General features: G+C 70.2%; 18 protein-coding genes. 10 read left to right on the top strand and 8 right to left on the bottom strand.

The window, feature by feature from the left end; all coding sequences use genetic code 11:
- Nucleotides 1–400 precede the first annotated feature (400 nt).
- Nucleotides 401–616, top strand: coding sequence for a hypothetical protein (locus ABH928_RS09615; RefSeq protein WP_370064228.1), 216 nt, complete (start codon nt 401–403; stop codon nt 614–616).
- Between the two features lie 153 nt (nt 617–769).
- Here the strand turns inward: ABH928_RS09615 and ABH928_RS09610 are convergent, their stop codons facing one another.
- A complete protein-coding gene (locus tag ABH928_RS09610; RefSeq protein ID WP_370064226.1) occupies nt 770–1,744 on the bottom strand; it encodes an aldo/keto reductase in 975 nt (324 codons plus the stop codon).
- Between the two features lie 63 nt (nt 1,745–1,807).
- Entirely contained in the window at nt 1,808–2,542 is a 735-nt protein-coding gene (locus ABH928_RS09605; protein ID WP_370064224.1) for an SDR family oxidoreductase, read from the bottom strand.
- Nucleotides 2,543–2,746: 204 nt separating this feature from the next.
- Here ABH928_RS09605 and ABH928_RS09600 point away from each other — a divergent pair, with 204 nt between their 5' ends.
- Nucleotides 2,747–3,655 carry a helix-turn-helix transcriptional regulator gene (locus tag ABH928_RS09600; protein ID WP_370064222.1) on the top strand — a complete coding sequence of 303 codons (909 nt, stop codon included), beginning with the start codon at nt 2,747–2,749 and terminating at the stop codon, nt 3,653–3,655.
- A gap of 117 nt (nt 3,656–3,772) precedes the next feature.
- Here the strand turns inward: ABH928_RS09600 and ABH928_RS09595 are convergent, their stop codons facing one another.
- The gene (locus ABH928_RS09595; RefSeq protein WP_370064220.1) at nt 3,773–4,801 is read right to left on the bottom strand and encodes a helix-turn-helix transcriptional regulator; all 1,029 of its coding nucleotides are present in this window, start codon (nt 4,799–4,801) and stop codon (nt 3,773–3,775) included.
- A 117-nt stretch (nt 4,802–4,918) separates the two neighbouring features.
- Between ABH928_RS09595 and ABH928_RS09590 the strand changes: the two genes are divergently transcribed.
- A complete protein-coding gene (locus tag ABH928_RS09590; RefSeq protein WP_370064218.1) occupies nt 4,919–5,344 on the top strand; it encodes a VOC family protein in 426 nt (141 codons plus the stop codon).
- Between the two features lie 208 nt (nt 5,345–5,552).
- A complete protein-coding gene (locus tag ABH928_RS09585) occupies nt 5,553–6,656 on the top strand; it encodes a winged helix DNA-binding domain-containing protein (protein ID WP_370064216.1) in 1,104 nt (367 codons plus the stop codon).
- Between the two features lie 87 nt (nt 6,657–6,743).
- Here the strand turns inward: ABH928_RS09585 and ABH928_RS09580 are convergent, their stop codons facing one another.
- Nucleotides 6,744–7,307: an NADPH-dependent FMN reductase gene (locus ABH928_RS09580; protein WP_370064214.1), complete on the bottom strand. Its 564-nt coding sequence runs from the start codon at nt 7,305–7,307 to the stop codon at nt 6,744–6,746.
- 142 nt (nt 7,308–7,449) lie between these two features.
- Here ABH928_RS09580 and ABH928_RS09575 point away from each other — a divergent pair, with 142 nt between their 5' ends.
- Both ABH928_RS09575 and ABH928_RS09570 read left to right on the top strand, forming a co-directional pair.
- A complete protein-coding gene (locus ABH928_RS09575; RefSeq protein WP_370064212.1) occupies nt 7,450–8,064 on the top strand; it encodes a TetR/AcrR family transcriptional regulator in 615 nt (204 codons plus the stop codon).
- 136 nt (nt 8,065–8,200) lie between these two features.
- Complete coding sequence (locus ABH928_RS09570) at nt 8,201–8,641, top strand: nitroreductase family deazaflavin-dependent oxidoreductase (protein WP_370064210.1); 441 nt, start codon at nt 8,201–8,203, stop codon at nt 8,639–8,641.
- On the opposite strand, the gene ABH928_RS09565 is transcribed toward ABH928_RS09570, so the two are convergent.
- A complete protein-coding gene (locus tag ABH928_RS09565) occupies nt 8,622–8,945 on the bottom strand; it encodes a hypothetical protein (RefSeq protein WP_370064208.1) in 324 nt (107 codons plus the stop codon). The genes ABH928_RS09570 and ABH928_RS09565 overlap by 20 nt on opposite strands.
- Nucleotides 8,946–9,062: 117 nt before the next feature.
- Nucleotides 9,063–9,485, bottom strand: coding sequence for a DUF3291 domain-containing protein (locus tag ABH928_RS09560; RefSeq protein WP_370064206.1), 423 nt, complete (start codon nt 9,483–9,485; stop codon nt 9,063–9,065).
- A 232-nt stretch (nt 9,486–9,717) separates the two neighbouring features.
- Between ABH928_RS09560 and ABH928_RS09555 the strand changes: the two genes are divergently transcribed.
- A complete protein-coding gene (locus ABH928_RS09555; protein ID WP_370064204.1) occupies nt 9,718–10,338 on the top strand; it encodes a MerR family transcriptional regulator in 621 nt (206 codons plus the stop codon).
- Nucleotides 10,339–10,586: 248 nt separating this feature from the next.
- Here ABH928_RS09555 and ABH928_RS09550 read toward each other — a convergent pair whose 3' ends face one another.
- Together ABH928_RS09550 and ABH928_RS09545 are read right to left on the bottom strand one after the other, a co-directional pair.
- On the bottom strand, nt 10,587–11,153 hold the full coding sequence (locus ABH928_RS09550; protein ID WP_370064202.1) for an NUDIX hydrolase: 567 nt from the start codon (nt 11,151–11,153) through the stop codon (nt 10,587–10,589).
- 14 nt (nt 11,154–11,167) lie between these two features.
- Nucleotides 11,168–12,418: a helix-turn-helix domain-containing protein gene (locus ABH928_RS09545; protein ID WP_370064200.1), complete on the bottom strand. Its 1,251-nt coding sequence runs from the start codon at nt 12,416–12,418 to the stop codon at nt 11,168–11,170.
- A 320-nt stretch (nt 12,419–12,738) separates the two neighbouring features.
- On the opposite strand from ABH928_RS09545, the gene ABH928_RS09540 reads away from it, so the two are divergent.
- The 3 genes from ABH928_RS09540 to ABH928_RS09530 all read left to right on the top strand — a co-directional run bounded on the left by ABH928_RS09540 (nt 12,739) and on the right by ABH928_RS09530 (nt 15,024).
- On the top strand, nt 12,739–12,966 hold the full coding sequence (locus ABH928_RS09540) for a hypothetical protein (RefSeq protein ID WP_370064198.1): 228 nt from the start codon (nt 12,739–12,741) through the stop codon (nt 12,964–12,966).
- A 583-nt stretch (nt 12,967–13,549) separates the two neighbouring features.
- Nucleotides 13,550–14,005 (top strand): MarR family winged helix-turn-helix transcriptional regulator, encoded by a 456-nt coding sequence (locus tag ABH928_RS09535; protein WP_370064196.1) that lies wholly within the window; start codon nt 13,550–13,552, stop codon nt 14,003–14,005.
- An 80-nt stretch (nt 14,006–14,085) separates the two neighbouring features.
- A complete protein-coding gene (locus ABH928_RS09530) occupies nt 14,086–15,024 on the top strand; it encodes an NADP-dependent oxidoreductase (RefSeq protein WP_370064194.1) in 939 nt (312 codons plus the stop codon).
- The last annotated feature ends 40 nt before the right edge of the window (nt 15,025–15,064 follow it).

Here is a 15,064-nt window from a genome sequence, read left to right as displayed (position 1 = left end):
TACGGCAGCGACGCACTGCTCAGGGCCGACATGTGGTTCGGGAACCTCATGGGCTGGCGCAAAGCAATGATCGCCGCGTCCGGGCTGCTGCTGATCGCATGGCGTGAGTTACTCACTGCGTGTCGCCCTCCGCGTGCCGTGGAGCCCGACGGCCCCTGAGCCGCCGTCTCCGAACCAGGGCGGCCGGCACGCCCCTCCCGAAGCACGGGATCCCGTCCGAGAAGAGGACGGCGGATACCCCGGGCGGGAATGCACAGGGGGCGCGCGGTTGCAGATCCCTGAGCGATGCGTGCTTCAGGGTTGAGGGCGCGGATTGGTTCCGGGGTGAAAGGCCGGGTACGCCCAGGGCTGTGGGTCGCCGGCCGGGCGGCTGCCGGAGCATTGTGCGTAGGGAGTCGAGATGAGCGGAATGAACGAGCTGGAGCCGGTCGCCACGTTCTGCGGCAACTGCGACTGCGGCTGCCCGCAGCTGTTCGTGGATGCCGCTGCCTCTGCGGAGCGACGGATCGTTCTGACCGACGACTTCGGCCAGAGGATCCAGATGAGCGCCGACCAGTTCGCCTCCCTGATCGGGGACGCGAAGGCCGGCCGCCTCGACACAGTCGCGGACGCCTGACAGGTGCGACCGATCGGGTCTCGACGTCCGATCGTTGGCGTTGAATCTGGCTGCTCGTCGTTTCGTCGCACGCCACCCCTGAGTCCGGCGGCTCATACCCACACGGGGTGACCACCGCGCGAGCCGCCGGGGTGGGTGAAGAGGTCGCTCTTATCAGCGCTCCATCATCCGCATGCCGGCCTCGTTGTGGGTGTCGCCGGCGGCCGGGGGCAGGCTGCTCAGCGCGGTGAGCTGGTCGTCGGTGAGGCGGACGGCGTCGGCGCCGGCGTTCTCCTCGACCCGGGCGACGCGGCGGGTGCCGGGGATGGGCGCGATGTCGTCGCCCTGGGCGAGTAGCCAGGCGAGGGCGACCTGTGCCGGGGTGGCGCCGATCTCGGCTGCGACGGCGGCGACCTGGTCGGCCAGGCGCAGGTTGTGCTGGAAGTTCTCGCCGGTGAACCGCGGGTTGTCGGCGCGGAAGTCGTTGGGGTCGAACTGCCCGATGGAGCGGATCGTGCCGGTCAGGAAGCCGCGCCCGAGCGGCGAGAAGGGCACGAAGCCGATGTTCAACTCCCGCAGCACGGGCAGGACGTGGGCCTCGGGGTCGCGGGTGAACAGCGAGTACTCGGACTGTACTGCGGTGATCGGGTGGACGGCGTGGGCGCGGCGGATGGTCTCGGGACCGGCTTCCGAGAGGCCGATGTGCCGGATCTTGCCCTCGGCGACCAGCTCGGCCAGGGCCCCGACAGTCTCCTCGATGGGCGTGCCCGGGTCGACGCGGTGCTGGTAGTACAGGTCGATGCGGTCGGTGCCCAGGCGGGCGAGGGAGCCGTCGACGGCGGCGCGGATGTTGGCCGGGCTGCTGTCGGTGGCACCGGGGCGGCCGGTGTGGGAGACGAGGCCGAACTTGGTGGCGAGTACCGCCTGGTCGCGGCGGCCCTTGAGGGCGCGGCCGACGAGTTCCTCGTTGGTGTAGGGGCCGTAGACCTCAGCGGTGTCGATGAGGGTGACGCCCAGGTCCAGGGCGCGGTGGATGGTGCGGACGGACTGGTCGTCGTCGGTACCGGCGCCGGTGTAGCCGTGGGACATGCCCATGGCTCCCAGGCCGATGCGGGAGACGTCCAGGTCGCGCAGGTCGATGTGCTTCACGGGAAATCCTGTTCGTTCGCTGCGGGTGCGTACTTCGCTCGGCGCGAGGGGGTGGTGACCAGGTCAGAGTGCCTGGCCGGCGGGGCGGAGCAGGATCTCGTGGATGGCCAGGTGCCGGGGGCGCTGGAGGGCGAAGGTGATGACCTCGGCCACGTCCTCGGCGGTGACCTCGGCGACGTCGTAGAGCTGCTTGGCCCCCTGCCGGGTCGCTTCGTGGGTGATGTGGGTGGGCAGCTCGGTGGCGACGACGCCGGGCTCGATCACGGTGACGCGGACGTCGGGCAGCAGCTCCTTGCGCAGCGACTCCGACCAGCCGTTGATGCCGAACTTGGTCGCCGCGTACACGCCGCTGCCGACGTTCGCGACCCGGCCGGCGACGGAGGAGATGTTGATCAGGTCGCCGCCGCCGTCCTTGAGCTGGTCGAGGAACACCTCGGTGGCCGTGATCGCCCCGAGCAGGTTGACCTCGATCATCTTGCGGTAGTCGTCGCGCTGCTCGGCGGAGAACGGCCCGAGCAGCATGACCCCGGCGTTGTTCACCAGCACGTCCGTGCCGCCGAACTCCTGCTTCACCCGGTCGGCCGCGGCGACAAGAGCCTCGCGGTCGGTGACGTCGGCGGAGATGGCGATCGCACCGTCGCCGAGCTCGTCGGCGAGGGCCTTGATGCGGTCCGTGCGGCGGGCGAGAAGCGCGACCCGGTAGCCCGCTGCGTGCAGGGACCGGGCGGTCGCGGCGCCGATCCCGGAGGAGGCCCCCGTGATGACGGCGACGCGTCCCTGCTTCTGGTCCTGGCTCATCGTGTTCCCTGTCCTTCATGGTGACGTTACGTGGCCGGACGCCGTGTGGTGACTGGCGTGGTGGCCGGCGCTCGGCGGTCCGAAGGGTCCGGATCGCCCTGATGCAGCCATTGCAGCACCGGCCCGGAGAGGGCGCGAGGGACGGCTTATACGTGTACTGGCAGTCACTCCTACAGATCCTGGACCAGCCGTACCGTGGACGACATGGACAACCAGGCCGAGGTGCGGGACTTCCTGCGCACACGACGCGACCGGATCACCCCCGAGCAGGCGGGGATCATCGCGGGCGGCCGTCGCCGCCTGCCCGGCCTGCGCCGCGAGGAAGTTGCCATGCTCGCGGGGATGAGCAGCGACTACTACGCGAAGATGGAACGCGGAAACCTCTCCGGCGTCTCGCCCGAAGTGCTCGACGCCCTTGCCCGGGCGCTTCGTCTGGATGACGCGGAGACGGAGCACCTGCACGACCTCGCCCGGGCCGCGAACCCCTCACCGAGCCGCCGCCGCTCCCGCCCCGCACAATCGACGATCCGCCCCTCGCTCCAGCGCTTCCTCGACGCGATCACCGGGGCGCCCGCGTGGATCGTCGACCAGCGGGCCGACATCCTGGCCACCAACCCGCTCGCCCGGGCCCTGCTCGCCCCGCTGCTCGAGGACCCGGACGCCCGGAACAACAGCGCGCGCTTCATCTTCCTCAGCCCCGCCGCGCGCACCTTCTACCCGCAATGGGAGCGCGCCGCGGACGCCTCCGCCGCGAACCTCCGCACAGCCGCAGGACGAAACCCGCGCGACAAGGCCCTGACCGACCTCATCGGGGAACTCGCGGCCCGCAGCGACGCCTTCAGCTCCCGCTGGACCGCCCACGACGTCCGCCTGCACCGCACCGGGACCAAACACATCCACCATCCCGATGTCGGCGACCTCGAATTCGTCTACGAGGGTGTGGAACTGCCCGATCACCCCGGATGGATGATGTACGCCTACACGAGTGCGGCGGGATCCCCGACCGAGGAACGCGTCAAGCTCCTCGGCAGCCTGGCCGCCACACATGCCGACGTGCGGGCCACCACCCTCGCCCTTCAGCCGGGCGACCAGGACACCCTCACCGAGGGGTGAAGTACCGCCAGCGCCGGGAATGTCAGCGCCGCTGGAACTGCTCGGCGTGCGCGGCGATCCACTGCTGAAAGTCGAGTGTCAGCGGCCGGCGCCGATTCCCCGCGATTCTCACCACGTTCACTCGTCTGGAGAGGGCGTGGTGAGTGGAGTGGGGCTGCCGGTTGCGGCACTGGTGCAGCGGCGGGCCAACTGCGCGAAGGCGTCCTTGAGTTCGGTCGGCCCGATGACTTCGAAGTCGGCGTCGAACTTGCCGACGGTGGCGGCCAGGCCGGGCCACGACCACGAACCCAGCACGAGTCTGCAGCGGTCCGGGCCGAGCTCCTCGACGACTCCGTCGCGGATGTAGCGGGAAACGGCGGTGGCGGGGAGGTGGAGGATCACCTCGCCGCGGCAGGGCCAGTCGCCGGAGCCGTCGGAGCCGTGGAACCTGCTGGTGACGAAGGTGGCCACGTCACCTCCGGGCAGGTCCCTGGGGGTGAAGCGGGGGCCGGTGGGGGTGCGCGGGGTGATCCGGTCGGCGCGGAAGGTGCGCCAGTCCTCACGGTCGAGGTCCCAGGCGACCAGGTACCAGCGCCCGCCCCAGGTGACGAGGTGGTGGGGCTGGACCCGGCGCGGCGGGGGTGCGGCGGGTGCGTCGTCGCCGGTTCCCTGCGGGGGAGTTGGGGTGTAGTCGAAGCGCAGTACGTCGCGAGCGTGGACGGCGGCGCTGAGCGTCATGAGCACGCTGCCGTCGACCTGGGGGTTCGGCCGGTTCGCGGGCCGCTCGACGGCGGTGACCTGGAGGGTCTCGATGCGGTGGCGCAGCCGGGCGGGCATGACCTGGCGGACGGTGGTCAGGGCGCGCGCCGCGGCTTCCTCGATGCCGGCGCCGGTGGTGGTGGCGGTCTGGAGCGCGACGGCGAGGGCGACGGCCTGGTCGTCGTCGAACAGCAGCGGGGGCAGTTCCGTGCCGGCGCCGAGCCGGTAGCCGCCGTCGGGGCCTTTGCTGGCCACGATGGGATAGCCGAGTTCGCGCAGGCGGTCGACGTCACGGCGCACGGTGCGCGGGCTGATGTCCAGCCGCTCGGCCAGGAGCGCCCCGGGCCAGTCCCGGCGTGCCTGGAGCAGCGAGAGCAGCGACAGCAGGCGCGCGGAGGTCTTCTGCATGGTCCCCCATACTGCCGCGAGAAGCGGCCACAATCTGTCCGCTTCACCTGTGAGTGTGGTCAGTGGCGCGGGACGCAGGACCGCCCGTACGAGGAATCGAGCGACAAGGAGTCGATCATGTCCGTCGATGCTGTGACCCACCTGAACTTCCGAGGTGACGCCCGCGCGGCACTCGCGTTCTACCAGTCCGTGTTCGGAGGGGACCTGGCCGTGGTCACCTACAAGGACGCCGGAGCCGTCCAGGACCCTGGCGAGGCGGACCAGGTGATGTGGGGTCAGGTGGTCGCGGGGAGCGGCTTTCGGGTGATGGCCTACGACGTGCCCTCGCGCCTGCCGTGGAACCGGGGCGAGAACGCGTTCTTCGTCTCGCTCCGCGGCGCGGCGGCCGACGAGGTCACCGCGTACTGGGAGAAGCTCCGCGACGGCGCGACCGTCCTGCAACCGCTGGAGCCGGCGCAGTGGGCGCTCCTCTACGGAATGCTGACGGATCGTTTCGGCGTCACCTGGGTCGTGGACGTCGTCGGCGAGTACCACGCGTCCTGACCTACGGGGTCCGGGGCGGCGGCCACCCGCCCCGGACCCCGCCCGGCGCAGGCGATTCGACAACGACCAGGAGGTACCAGTGCGGATGAGCGAGCCGGAGCGGAACGGAGTCCAGGCCGACCCGCTGCCCGGGTTCCCCGGTGTCCGGCCGGGTGGACGACCGACTACTCCGGTCCCGGGCCGGGGAGTTCGCCGCAGCAGGTCCTCGATGACCGTTCTGGACACCCGGGCGCTCAACCGCGCGACGCTGGCCCGGCAGTTGCTGCTCGACCGGGCCGACCTGCCAGCCCACGACGCCGTCGCGCACCTGTGCGGTCTGCAGGCACAGGAACCGCAGGAGCCGTTCGTCGGGCTCTGGTCGCGGCTGCGCGCCTTCGACCAGGCGGTCCTCTCGGACCTGCTGACCGGCAGGCACGTGGTGCGGACGCACCTCATGCGCCGCACCGTCCACCTCGTCACCGCCGCGGACGCCCTGGCCTGGCGGGCCCGTCACGACACCATGCTGCGTCTACGGGTCCTCGGCACCTACCGCCGCGAACTGTACGGGGTGGACCTGGACGAACTGGCCGCGGCAGGGCGGGCGTTGATGGCCGACGGCGAGCCCCGTTCGATGCCCGAGCTCGCGCGGGCGCTCGCCGTGCGCTGGCCCGCGCCCGGACCGCGGGCACTGGGGGAGATGCTGGTCGCCGCCCTCGTCCCGATGGCGCAGTTGCCGCCGCGCGGGCTCTGGCGCACGCGGGCGGGAGTGCGCAACGTCCTGCTCTCCTCCTGGCTCGATCGCGAGATCGACCCGCCGACGGCTGCGGGCGGCGCCGATCCCGTGGGCCAAGTGCTGGTTCGCCGCTACCTGGCCGCGTTCGGCCCCGCCGCCTCGGCCGACCTGCGCGCCTGGTGCGGTCTGGCCGGACTGCCCACCGCGGTCTCCGCGTTGCGCGAGGAACTGGTCGCCTTCCGCGACGAGCGGGGCAGAGAACTGCTCGACCTGCCCGACGCCCCGCGCCCCGACCCCGACACACCCGCCCCGGTGCGCTTCCTTCCCGCGTTCGACAACGCGATCCTCGGCTACCACGACCGCAACCGGATCATCGACGACGCCCACCGCGGCCTGTCCGTCGCCGCGGAGCGCATGGTGCTGGTCGACGGCCGGGTCGCCGCGACCTGGAACGTCGAAGCGGACACCGTGATCGTCACGCCGCTGCGCCGCCTGTCCCGGGCCGACCGCGCCGACGTGGCTGAACAAGGGTGTGAGCTGGCGGGATTCCTCTCCGACGGCGCGAGCCACCGCGCCCGGATTGCCGCGTCTTCCTGCTGAGCGACACGTCCGGCCGACGGTGTACGGGCCCGACGGACGGGTAGGGGCTGCCCGCCGCCGGGACCGGTGCGCCCATGGCCGGGAGGTTCAGCCACGGAGGGGCTTGAGAGCCCCCGCCCACGACTCGACCTGGTCGAAGAGGAGGGTGGCGGCGTCCTCGTGCTGGGGTCCGGGCTTGAAGACGGAGAAGTTCTCGAAGTCGGTGAACATCGAGAAGGACAGCTGCTGGCGGACGGTGGCTATCTGCAGCTCGCTCGCGATCGCGCGCAGGTGCTCGATGGCCCGAGCGCCGCCGAGCGAGCCGTAGGAGACGAAGCCCGCGGCCTTGTTGTTCCACTCGGCGTAGAGGTAGTCGATGGCGTTCTTGAGCACGCCCGAGGTGGAGTGGTTGTACTCCGGGCTGACGAAGACGAACCCGTCGAACCCGTTGATCGTCGCGGCCCAGGCCTTGGTGTGCTCTCCCGCGTACTGGCCCATGGCCGGCGGCATGGCCTCGTCCAGGTGGGGCAGCGGGTAGTCGGCCAGGTCCACCAGCTCGTACTTCGCACCGGTGCGGGCCGACGCCTTCTCCAGGACCCAGTCGGCCACGGCCTTTCCGTTCCGGCCGGGGCGGGTGCTGCCGAGGATGATCGCGATCTTCAGGTCGCTCATGAGTGCTCCCGTTCTGTGAACGTACTTGCGCGGTCGGGCAGTTGAAGCCGATCGCCGGGCGGCGGTGCGCAGGCGGTGTCGCCACGCACGAGCATAAACGGACTTTACCCCGGTTAGTATTCCGGCCGGTAGGGTTGGCCCTGTGGAGAAACCCGTCCTTCCTCTGGGAGCGCCCCGTGCCGAGCGCGCCGACGCCGTGCGCAACCGCAGACATCTGCTCGCCACGGCCCGCACGATGTTGGCCGAGCAGGGCGGCGCGGACGGCCTGACCATGGACGCGCTGGCCGAGCGGGCCGGGCTCGGCAAAGGGACGGTCTTCCGCCGGTTCGGCACCCGCGCCGGAATCTTCCAGGCGCTGCTGGACGACGACGAGCAGGCCTTCCAGCAGCAGGTGATGGCAGGGCCGCCGCCGCTCGGCCCCGGCGCCGCCCCGCTGGACCGCCTGATCGCCTACGGCCAGGCCAGGATCGCTTTCCTGCTCGACCATCGCGAGATGGCCCGCGCCGCACTCGACGGCAGCCTGCCCGTGCCGGCCGGTGCGGAGACGCCGCTCTCCCGCGCCCACATCCGCATGTTGCTCGGACAACTTCGGTTCGACGGCGCCGACTTGCACATGCTGGCCCTCCAGCTCACCGCCGCCCTCGACGGTCCCCTGCTGCTCTACCTCTCGACGTCCGATCTCGCCGAACCCGCCGATATCCAGATGCGGATGGTCAGAGCCTGGAAGGACCTCATCCGGCGCGTCTGCGCCAGTTGACCGGCCTGCGAACCATGGCGGCGGCCCGGCCTGTCGCAGTTCGCCCGGAGGTAAAGCGGGGTAGGGTCCGTTTAGGACGGCGGCGCGGCGATGTGCTGCGGCCGCCGGGCGAACCGATGGATCGGAAGGTGGACACATGCCTCTCACCGGGGAGTACGAGCCGAGCGCGTTCGACTTCAGTCGCGATCAGGTCGACCTCTACGAGCGCTCCGGCGGCACCGAAGGCACCGACAACCAGGGCAAGCCGGTGATCGTGCTGACGTCCGTGGGCGCCAAGAGCGGGAAGCTGCGCAAGACGCCGCTGATGCGCGTCGAGCACGACGGCGAGTACGCCGTCGTCGCATCGCTGGGCGGTGCGCCCAAGCACCCCGTCTGGTACCACAACCTCGTCGCGAACCCGCATGTCGAGCTCCAGGACGGCCCGGTCAAGAAGGACTACCGGGCCAGGGAGGTCCACGGCGAGGAGTACGCGGTGTGGTTCGAGCGAGCTGTCGCGGCCTGGCCGGACTACGCCGAGTACCAGAAGAAGACCACCAGGACGATGCCGGTTTTTGTTCTCACGCCTTTCGACGCGTAAAAGGCGTCGCCGCTGCCGTCGCGGTCGCCGTTGCGGCCACGGTAGGCGAAAGGGCACCCGTGTAGGTGATGAACAGCTCCGGGGATTCCGACGCCGGGTACGGTGGGAACGCGCCGCCGATGGGCACGTAGAACCCGTCGAGAAGCTGGGCCGTCCGAACCGACTCCGTGTCAGCCTTCAGCAGCAGCCCGTGCTCGGACCCCGGGTCGCGAATCCAGCCGCGCACGGCCGCGGTCGCGTCGAAGTCGCTCCCCGGCGTCGGGGTTTTGGCCGAGGCCGCGGTCGCGGCCGGCAGGCTCTGCACGCGTGGGCTGTACGGGCTCGGACGGCCGCCGATGGGCGTACTCCGCCCTTGCGACCCACGGCAAGGTGGCCGCCCTGTTCGGGCGGCCGTTCCCGCGACCCGCAGTCGGACCGTGGGTCAGTGGCTGGAGTCGCCCTTGGTGGCATCCACTCGCGCCTGCTCGGCGAGGCGCCGCTTGGCGTTCTCCCAGGTGAGCGGGAGCTCCTCCACCGGCAGTTCCCAGAAGGTGAAGGTCGAGTCCCGCATGGTGGAACTCAGGCCGCTCATGATGCCGCGGTGCGGCTCCGTCCTGGCGAAGGCGTAGAGGGCGTCACGACTCTCCCAGGCGGAGAGCGTGAAGAAGGTCCGCTTCAGCGGCTGGGCGATCAGGGATGCGCCCAATGCGCCTGGCGCGGAACGCACCTGACGCCACGCCGAGAGCGACTTCAGGAAGAAGCGCGGCACGTCCTTGGCGGACCGCACCTCGAAGCGCGACGCCATGGCGAACGCCTGAGTGTTCGGCGTGGCCGGGTTCGGAATCGTCCAGGGAAGAGTTGGCACCGTATGCCCCGCTTCATCATTGGCGAGTAGTACTATCTATATTAGACAGTGCCAGTATCCAATTGCTAGTCGCGAGTGCCACCCAGCTCCGGCTCCAGCCCCAGCGCCCCGGGCTCGGCTGGCAATGCTCGCTCTCGAAGTCGGCGAGTAGCACTGTCTACAGAGCGGGGGAGTGACAGCATCGGAAGCGAGACACCGCCAGCAACCAGTGGCCAGTTAAGGGCAGGACGAATTGCGAATCTCTGAGTTGAGCCGGCTCAGCCGGGTACCGAGCGCGACCATCAAGTTCTACCTCCGTGAGGGGCTGCTGCCCCCGGGGCAGGCCACCGCCGCGACCCAGGCCGAGTACGGCGAGGCGCACCTGCGGCGGCTCCGGCTGATCCGGGCCCTGATAGCCGTACGGGGGCTGACGGTCAACGCCACCAGGGAGGTGCTGAACGCGGTCTCCGAGTACGAAACCGACATGCACCAGGTGCTCGGTCTCGTGCTCGGCGCCAGGCCGGTGGACAAGCACGAGGAGCCCGACGACGGACCCGGCACGCCGGACGTGAACGCGCTGGTGGCACAGATGGGATGGCAGATCTCCGAGTACGCCCCCGCCCGGCGCGTCATCGCCGAGACCCTGGAGTCGCTGCGCTCGCTCGGTACGGACTGCACCTGGCGCACCCTGATCCCGTACGCGGAGCTCGCCCAGCAGACCGCCGTACTCGATCTCGACCAACTCAACGACGCGGACGACTCGGTCACGCGGGCCGAGCGAGCCGTCCTGCTGACGGTCCTGCTGGAGCCGGCCCTGCTGGCGCTACGCAGGATGGCTCAGGAGCACGAGTCCGCGCTGCGGCACGGCGGCTGACCGCCGCCGCATCCAATGATCATGGTGCAGCCCTGGCCTTTGGCGCCTGAACGAGGCGCATCGCCATGGCGCGCAACCTGCCATGACTGCACGTCAGAAGCCATGTGCAGGAGGGGCCGGCCAATCTTTCGGCCGGGCCCTCGGCGTGCGCAGACGCCGTAGCGGTAGAAATTTGGTAGATCAATTCTCTGCGCTGACGAGAGCGCAACGCGCGTCGAGCGACGGGGACGCTGCGTCGTAGCTGATGGTCAAGACGGGTCGGTCTGCGGTGCTGGAGCGCCCAGCAGTCGGTAGGGCCCAAGGTAGTAGGAGATCGCCATCAGCGACGGGCCGTCGTCGATCAGGCCCTCGCCCACGCAACGGACCAACTCCTCCTCCGTCAGCCATTCCACCCTCTCCGCTTCGCTCTCGTCCTGCGGCGCTCCGACCCGTGTGCAGTCGGTCGCGAGGAAACTGGAGAACTGCATGGTGCTGATGCCCGACAGCGCGTGGTACTGCGTGAGCGGCTCGACCCGGCCCGGGCGCCAGCCGGTCTCCTCCTCGATCTCTCGCCGAATCGCCGCGGCCGGGTCCTCGCCGGGGTCGGCCCAACCTGCCGGCACCTCCCAGCCCCACCGGTCGGTGATGAAGCGGTGCCGCCACAACATCAGGAAGCGGCCCTGCCCATCGATAACGACGGCGGTGGTGGACGGCCGGGGCATCGTCAGGACGTGGTGGTCAACGCGGCCCACCCCGGGGATCTCGACGTCGTCCAGCCAGACCTCGACGTAGTCACTGGTGTAGACGCGTCGACGGCCGTAGCTCTTCCACTCCACTGCCCGGGGTCCTTTCAGTCGCGGACGGCTACCCGCGACTCTCTCACGCGCTCGGCGAGTGCCCGAACCGGCCGCGTCTCCTTCCACGGCTCCATGGCCCGGTGCACCGCCTTGGCCCGGATGACCGCGGGCTCGACAGCGGCTGGCCCTGCCAAGTTCAGGGCGTTCTGGGCGAGGAGGCAGGCGGCGTCGATCTCGCCCTGCAGGATGCGACACTCCGCGAGGTCGAAGGTCAGCATCGCTCGCCCCTTCGCGTCGCTGCGGTCTCGGTTCGCGAGCGCGGCTTCGAGGAGGGACTCCGCAGCCTGGGCGTCGCCGAGGTTGAGCATGGCAGTGCCGTGGATACCGTCGAGTCGTGCGGGGGTGAAGAAGTCGAGGCCGCCGACAGGGCCAGCTAGGTCAAGCTGGTGTCTGGCGCGGTTGAGAGCATCGAGGGCGGGGCCGCGCTGGTCAATCTCAGAATGGGCGCGTGCCTGGTTGGCGGCGATCCAGGCTCGGCGCCGGTGGGATGCGTCGGCCGCCAGCTGATCAGCGTGGTCAAGAAGCTCGGCCCCGCGCGTGGCCTGCCGTGTGGCGATCAGGCTGATGCCCTGCATGGTCAGCAACCACGCGGACAGGGGGCGGTTCTCGGCTTCGCCGGCGGCGACCTGGGCCATGTGGAACATGGCGGCGGAGCGGGGAATGTCGCCGAGGTCGGTATGGGCCAGGCCGAAGAGCCCGCCGAGGATGGCCAGGGCCTCAACGCAGCGGCGACGACCCGATAAGGACTGCGGTCGGTCGAGGAGCTCGTGAACTTTGGCGAGTTGCCTCGCCATGTCGGGCATCAACTGCGCTGGCGGAGTGGAGGGGTAGAGCGCGGCCCCACGGAGCACTGCTGCTTCGAGGTGAAGCAGGGTGCTGTCGCTGGCCGTGGACCTGGTCAGGGTGTCGAGGACTTCCCAGGTCTCCGGCCCGGTCGGCAGGGGAGCAACGGCCTCCTCCGGCTCCCACGGGCGAGGCGCGAGACCCAGAAGGTGGCCGGGGATGCCGAGTCCGTCAGCGATGCGCTCCAACACGACGATGCTGTTGGGGGATCGCTTGCCGTCCATGACCTCGGTCGCACGAGAGACAGTGAGTCCGGTCTGGCGGGCGATTCGGGAGGGGTAGAAGCCGGCGCGGCCGCGTGCCATGCGGAAGACCGTGCCGATGTCTCGTCCCGCGCATGCGTCGATGAAGTCGGGGTCGCTCAGGAGGCGATCGGGTAGCCCCGTTGGTTGGTCGGCCATGCCGCTCCCATTCCCCAAGGGGTGACGGATCGTCACTGGCTGTGAGTCTACCCATCGTGGGTACCCACTGTGGCTCTGCTGCGATTTCGCCAGGATGTCGATGCTGTGGCTATGCACACGACCATGCCATTGCGGGAGCGCGAAGCACCCGGCCCGCTGCCGCGCCCGTACCTGACACCAGCGTGCAAGGTCGGTGCCGACCGCTGGCCCGACCTGCACCAGCAGTGCCGAGCCCCCGGCTACCAGCACCGTTCGCTCGGCTGGACCCCAATCAACTGCGCGTGCACCTGCCACCAGCCAGCCGAGAGCGAGGCGGCGGCATGATGACCCACCCGACCCCCGCACCCACCGGAACGCCCGCTGAGCTGGTCTTCCATCACGACAGCAGCGAATGGCGCGTCGTTGAGCCGGTGGAGCGAGGCGAGGTGCTGCGGCATGCAGAGACCCGGCGCGGCCTCGCGTTCCTCGACTTCACGACAGCCTATGCCGCGTGGTTGGAGGTTCTCGGCGGTCGCACGCTGGTGCTGCCGTTGGCGGCCAGGACGTGAGCCAGCGCAGACCCTATCCGGAGACGCGGAAGCCGTTCGTGTGGCCGACGCTGGGCGTCAGGACGTGGCAGCCGCCTGCGCTGTCCTTCTTTGGTGGCGAGTGCTCGGCGAGTGGGGATGTCGGTCAGACCCACGCGTGCCCCGTCGGCGTGTACCGGATCCGCGGGTACGTCACGGGCTGCGACTGTGGCTGCCACGACGAGCGCCGGGTACGGCTCATGAGCGGACCGCAGGTGAAAAAGAGGAAGAGATAGGTCTCCCGTCCGGGGGGCCTCGCGCATAGCGCCCCGAGCGAGCTCGGCTGTCCGCGCCGGGCAGGGAGGCACTGCGTCGACGTCCTAGGACGCCCGGCGCAACAGGTGCTGCATCCCATGCGGAGTCGCCTCCCCGACCCTCCGTGCAAGTACAGGACGGTCCGTTCCGCCGTCCCACTGACTTCGATTGCGAGGGCGGTGACGCGCCGAGGGAGAGCGGTGGGACGAAGGTGGGATGAGGGAACGCATCGCAGGGACTGTGGTGCGGCAGATGCATTACTGCTAATCTAATTAGGGCTAATGCATCTGCCAAGAGGAGGAGCGGAATCGTGGAGTGGGACCTGCGGCAGGTCTTCGACGACCTGATCCGGTTCGAGACCGACCTGTGGAACGAGATCGACGCCCGGCTGCGCCGCGACGCGGAGGTCCCGCTGGGCAATCTGAACGTGATACTCGTGGTCGAAGGCACCGAGAACTGCCGCGTCAACGACATCGCCGCCGCCCTGTCCATCACCATCGGCGGAGCCAGTCAGGCCGTCGACCGCCTGGTGAAGGCGGGGCTGTGCGAGCGGAGGCCCAACCCTGGCGACCGGCGGTCCTCGATCGTCGCGCTCACCGAGCAGGGCCGGGAGGTCAGCGCGTTCGCGGGGGAGATCTTCGACCGGGAGCTCGCCGCCCGGCTCTCCGGCCCGCTCGCCGCCGAGCAGTTGGGCCAACTGGCCACCGCGCTGACCGCCCTCCGCGCTGCCACGCCGCACCGGACCGACCCTGCAGCGAGGCCTTGACCTCCCGCACCGCACCGAACCTGCAGCGAGGCCTTGACCCTCCCGTACCGCCAAACGCCCCACCGAGACAAGGAGCCGCCATGTCCACCGTTCCCACGCACGCACGGGCCGTCCGCTTCGACCGTTACGGCGACCGCGACGTGCTGTACCTGGCCGAGATCCCGATGCCCCGCCCGGCGTCAGGGGAGGTGCTGGTCGAAGTTCGGGCGGCGGGGATCAACCCCGGCGAGATCACGCTCCGCACGGGGGCTATGCGCGACCGCTTCCCCGCGGAGTTCCCCTCCGGGCAGGGCAGCGACCTCGCCGGAGTGGTCGTCGAACTCGGAGAAGGGGTCACCGACTTCGCGATCGGGGACGAGGTCCTCGGCTACTCCTGGCGGCGCTCCAGCCACGCCACGCACACCGCCGTCCCGGCCGCCCAGCTGATCCGCAAGCCCACCGCGCTGGACTGGTCCGTCGCCGGCTCGCTCTACGTCGTCGCCTGCACCGCCTGGTCCGCCGTCCACGCCGTCGACCCCAAGCCCGGTGAGACCGTCGCCGTCTCCGCGGCCGCCGGAGGTGTCGGCAGCGTCGTCGTCCAACTCCTCACCCGGCGCGGTGTTCGCGTGCTGGGCATCGCCTCACCCGCCAACGAGCCGTGGCTCACCGCCCAGGGAGCCATCGTGGTGCCCTACGGCGACCAGCTGGCCGCCGACCTCAACTCCGCGGCCCCGGACGGGATCGACGCGTTCATCGACCTCTTCGGCCCCGAGTACGTCCAACTCGCCGTTGACCTCGGCATCCCCGCCGATCGCATCGAAACGGTCATCTCCTTCGCCAAGGCCGCCGAGCTCGGCACGAAGCACGCCGGCAGCGAAGAGGCATCGAGCAGCGAGGTGCTCACCGAGATGTCCGACCTCGTCGCCACCGGCAGCATCGAGATCCCGATCGCCGCCACCTACCCGCTGGACCGCGTCCGCGACGCGTACGCCGCGCTGGAGCAGCGCCACACCCACGGCAAGATCGCCCTGATCCCGTGAAACCGCCGCCGTAGCCGGGCTGTTGCCCTGACGCGCTCTG

The sequence above is a fragment of the Streptacidiphilus sp. MAP5-3 genome, assembly GCF_041262505.1.
In the GTDB taxonomy this organism is placed as follows: domain Bacteria; phylum Actinomycetota; class Actinomycetes; order Streptomycetales; family Streptomycetaceae; genus Streptacidiphilus.
Note: the sequence above shows the minus strand (reverse complement) of the source record. Positions and strands in the feature narration are given on the sequence as shown.

Excerpts from the sequence above, each read along its gene's own strand:
- ABH928_RS09615 (WP_370064228.1), top strand. The coding sequence starts at position 401 with ATGAGCGGAATGAACGAGCTGGAGCCGGTCGCCACGTTCTGCGGCAAC.
- ABH928_RS09605 (WP_370064224.1), bottom strand. The coding sequence starts at position 2,542 with ATGAGCCAGGACCAGAAGCAGGGACGCGTCGCCGTCATCACGGGGGCC.
- ABH928_RS09600 (WP_370064222.1), top strand. The coding sequence starts at position 2,747 with ATGGACAACCAGGCCGAGGTGCGGGACTTCCTGCGCACACGACGCGAC.
- ABH928_RS09595 (WP_370064220.1), bottom strand. The coding sequence starts at position 4,801 with ATGCAGAAGACCTCCGCGCGCCTGCTGTCGCTGCTCTCGCTGCTCCAG.
- ABH928_RS09590 (WP_370064218.1), top strand. The coding sequence starts at position 4,919 with ATGTCCGTCGATGCTGTGACCCACCTGAACTTCCGAGGTGACGCCCGC.
- ABH928_RS09585 (WP_370064216.1), top strand. The coding sequence starts at position 5,553 with ATGACCGTTCTGGACACCCGGGCGCTCAACCGCGCGACGCTGGCCCGG.
- ABH928_RS09580 (WP_370064214.1), bottom strand. The coding sequence starts at position 7,307 with ATGAGCGACCTGAAGATCGCGATCATCCTCGGCAGCACCCGCCCCGGC.
- ABH928_RS09570 (WP_370064210.1), top strand. The coding sequence starts at position 8,201 with ATGCCTCTCACCGGGGAGTACGAGCCGAGCGCGTTCGACTTCAGTCGC.
- ABH928_RS09545 (WP_370064200.1), bottom strand. The coding sequence starts at position 12,418 with ATGGCCGACCAACCAACGGGGCTACCCGATCGCCTCCTGAGCGACCCC.
- ABH928_RS09540 (WP_370064198.1), top strand. The coding sequence starts at position 12,739 with ATGATGACCCACCCGACCCCCGCACCCACCGGAACGCCCGCTGAGCTG.
- ABH928_RS09530 (WP_370064194.1), top strand. The coding sequence starts at position 14,086 with ATGTCCACCGTTCCCACGCACGCACGGGCCGTCCGCTTCGACCGTTAC.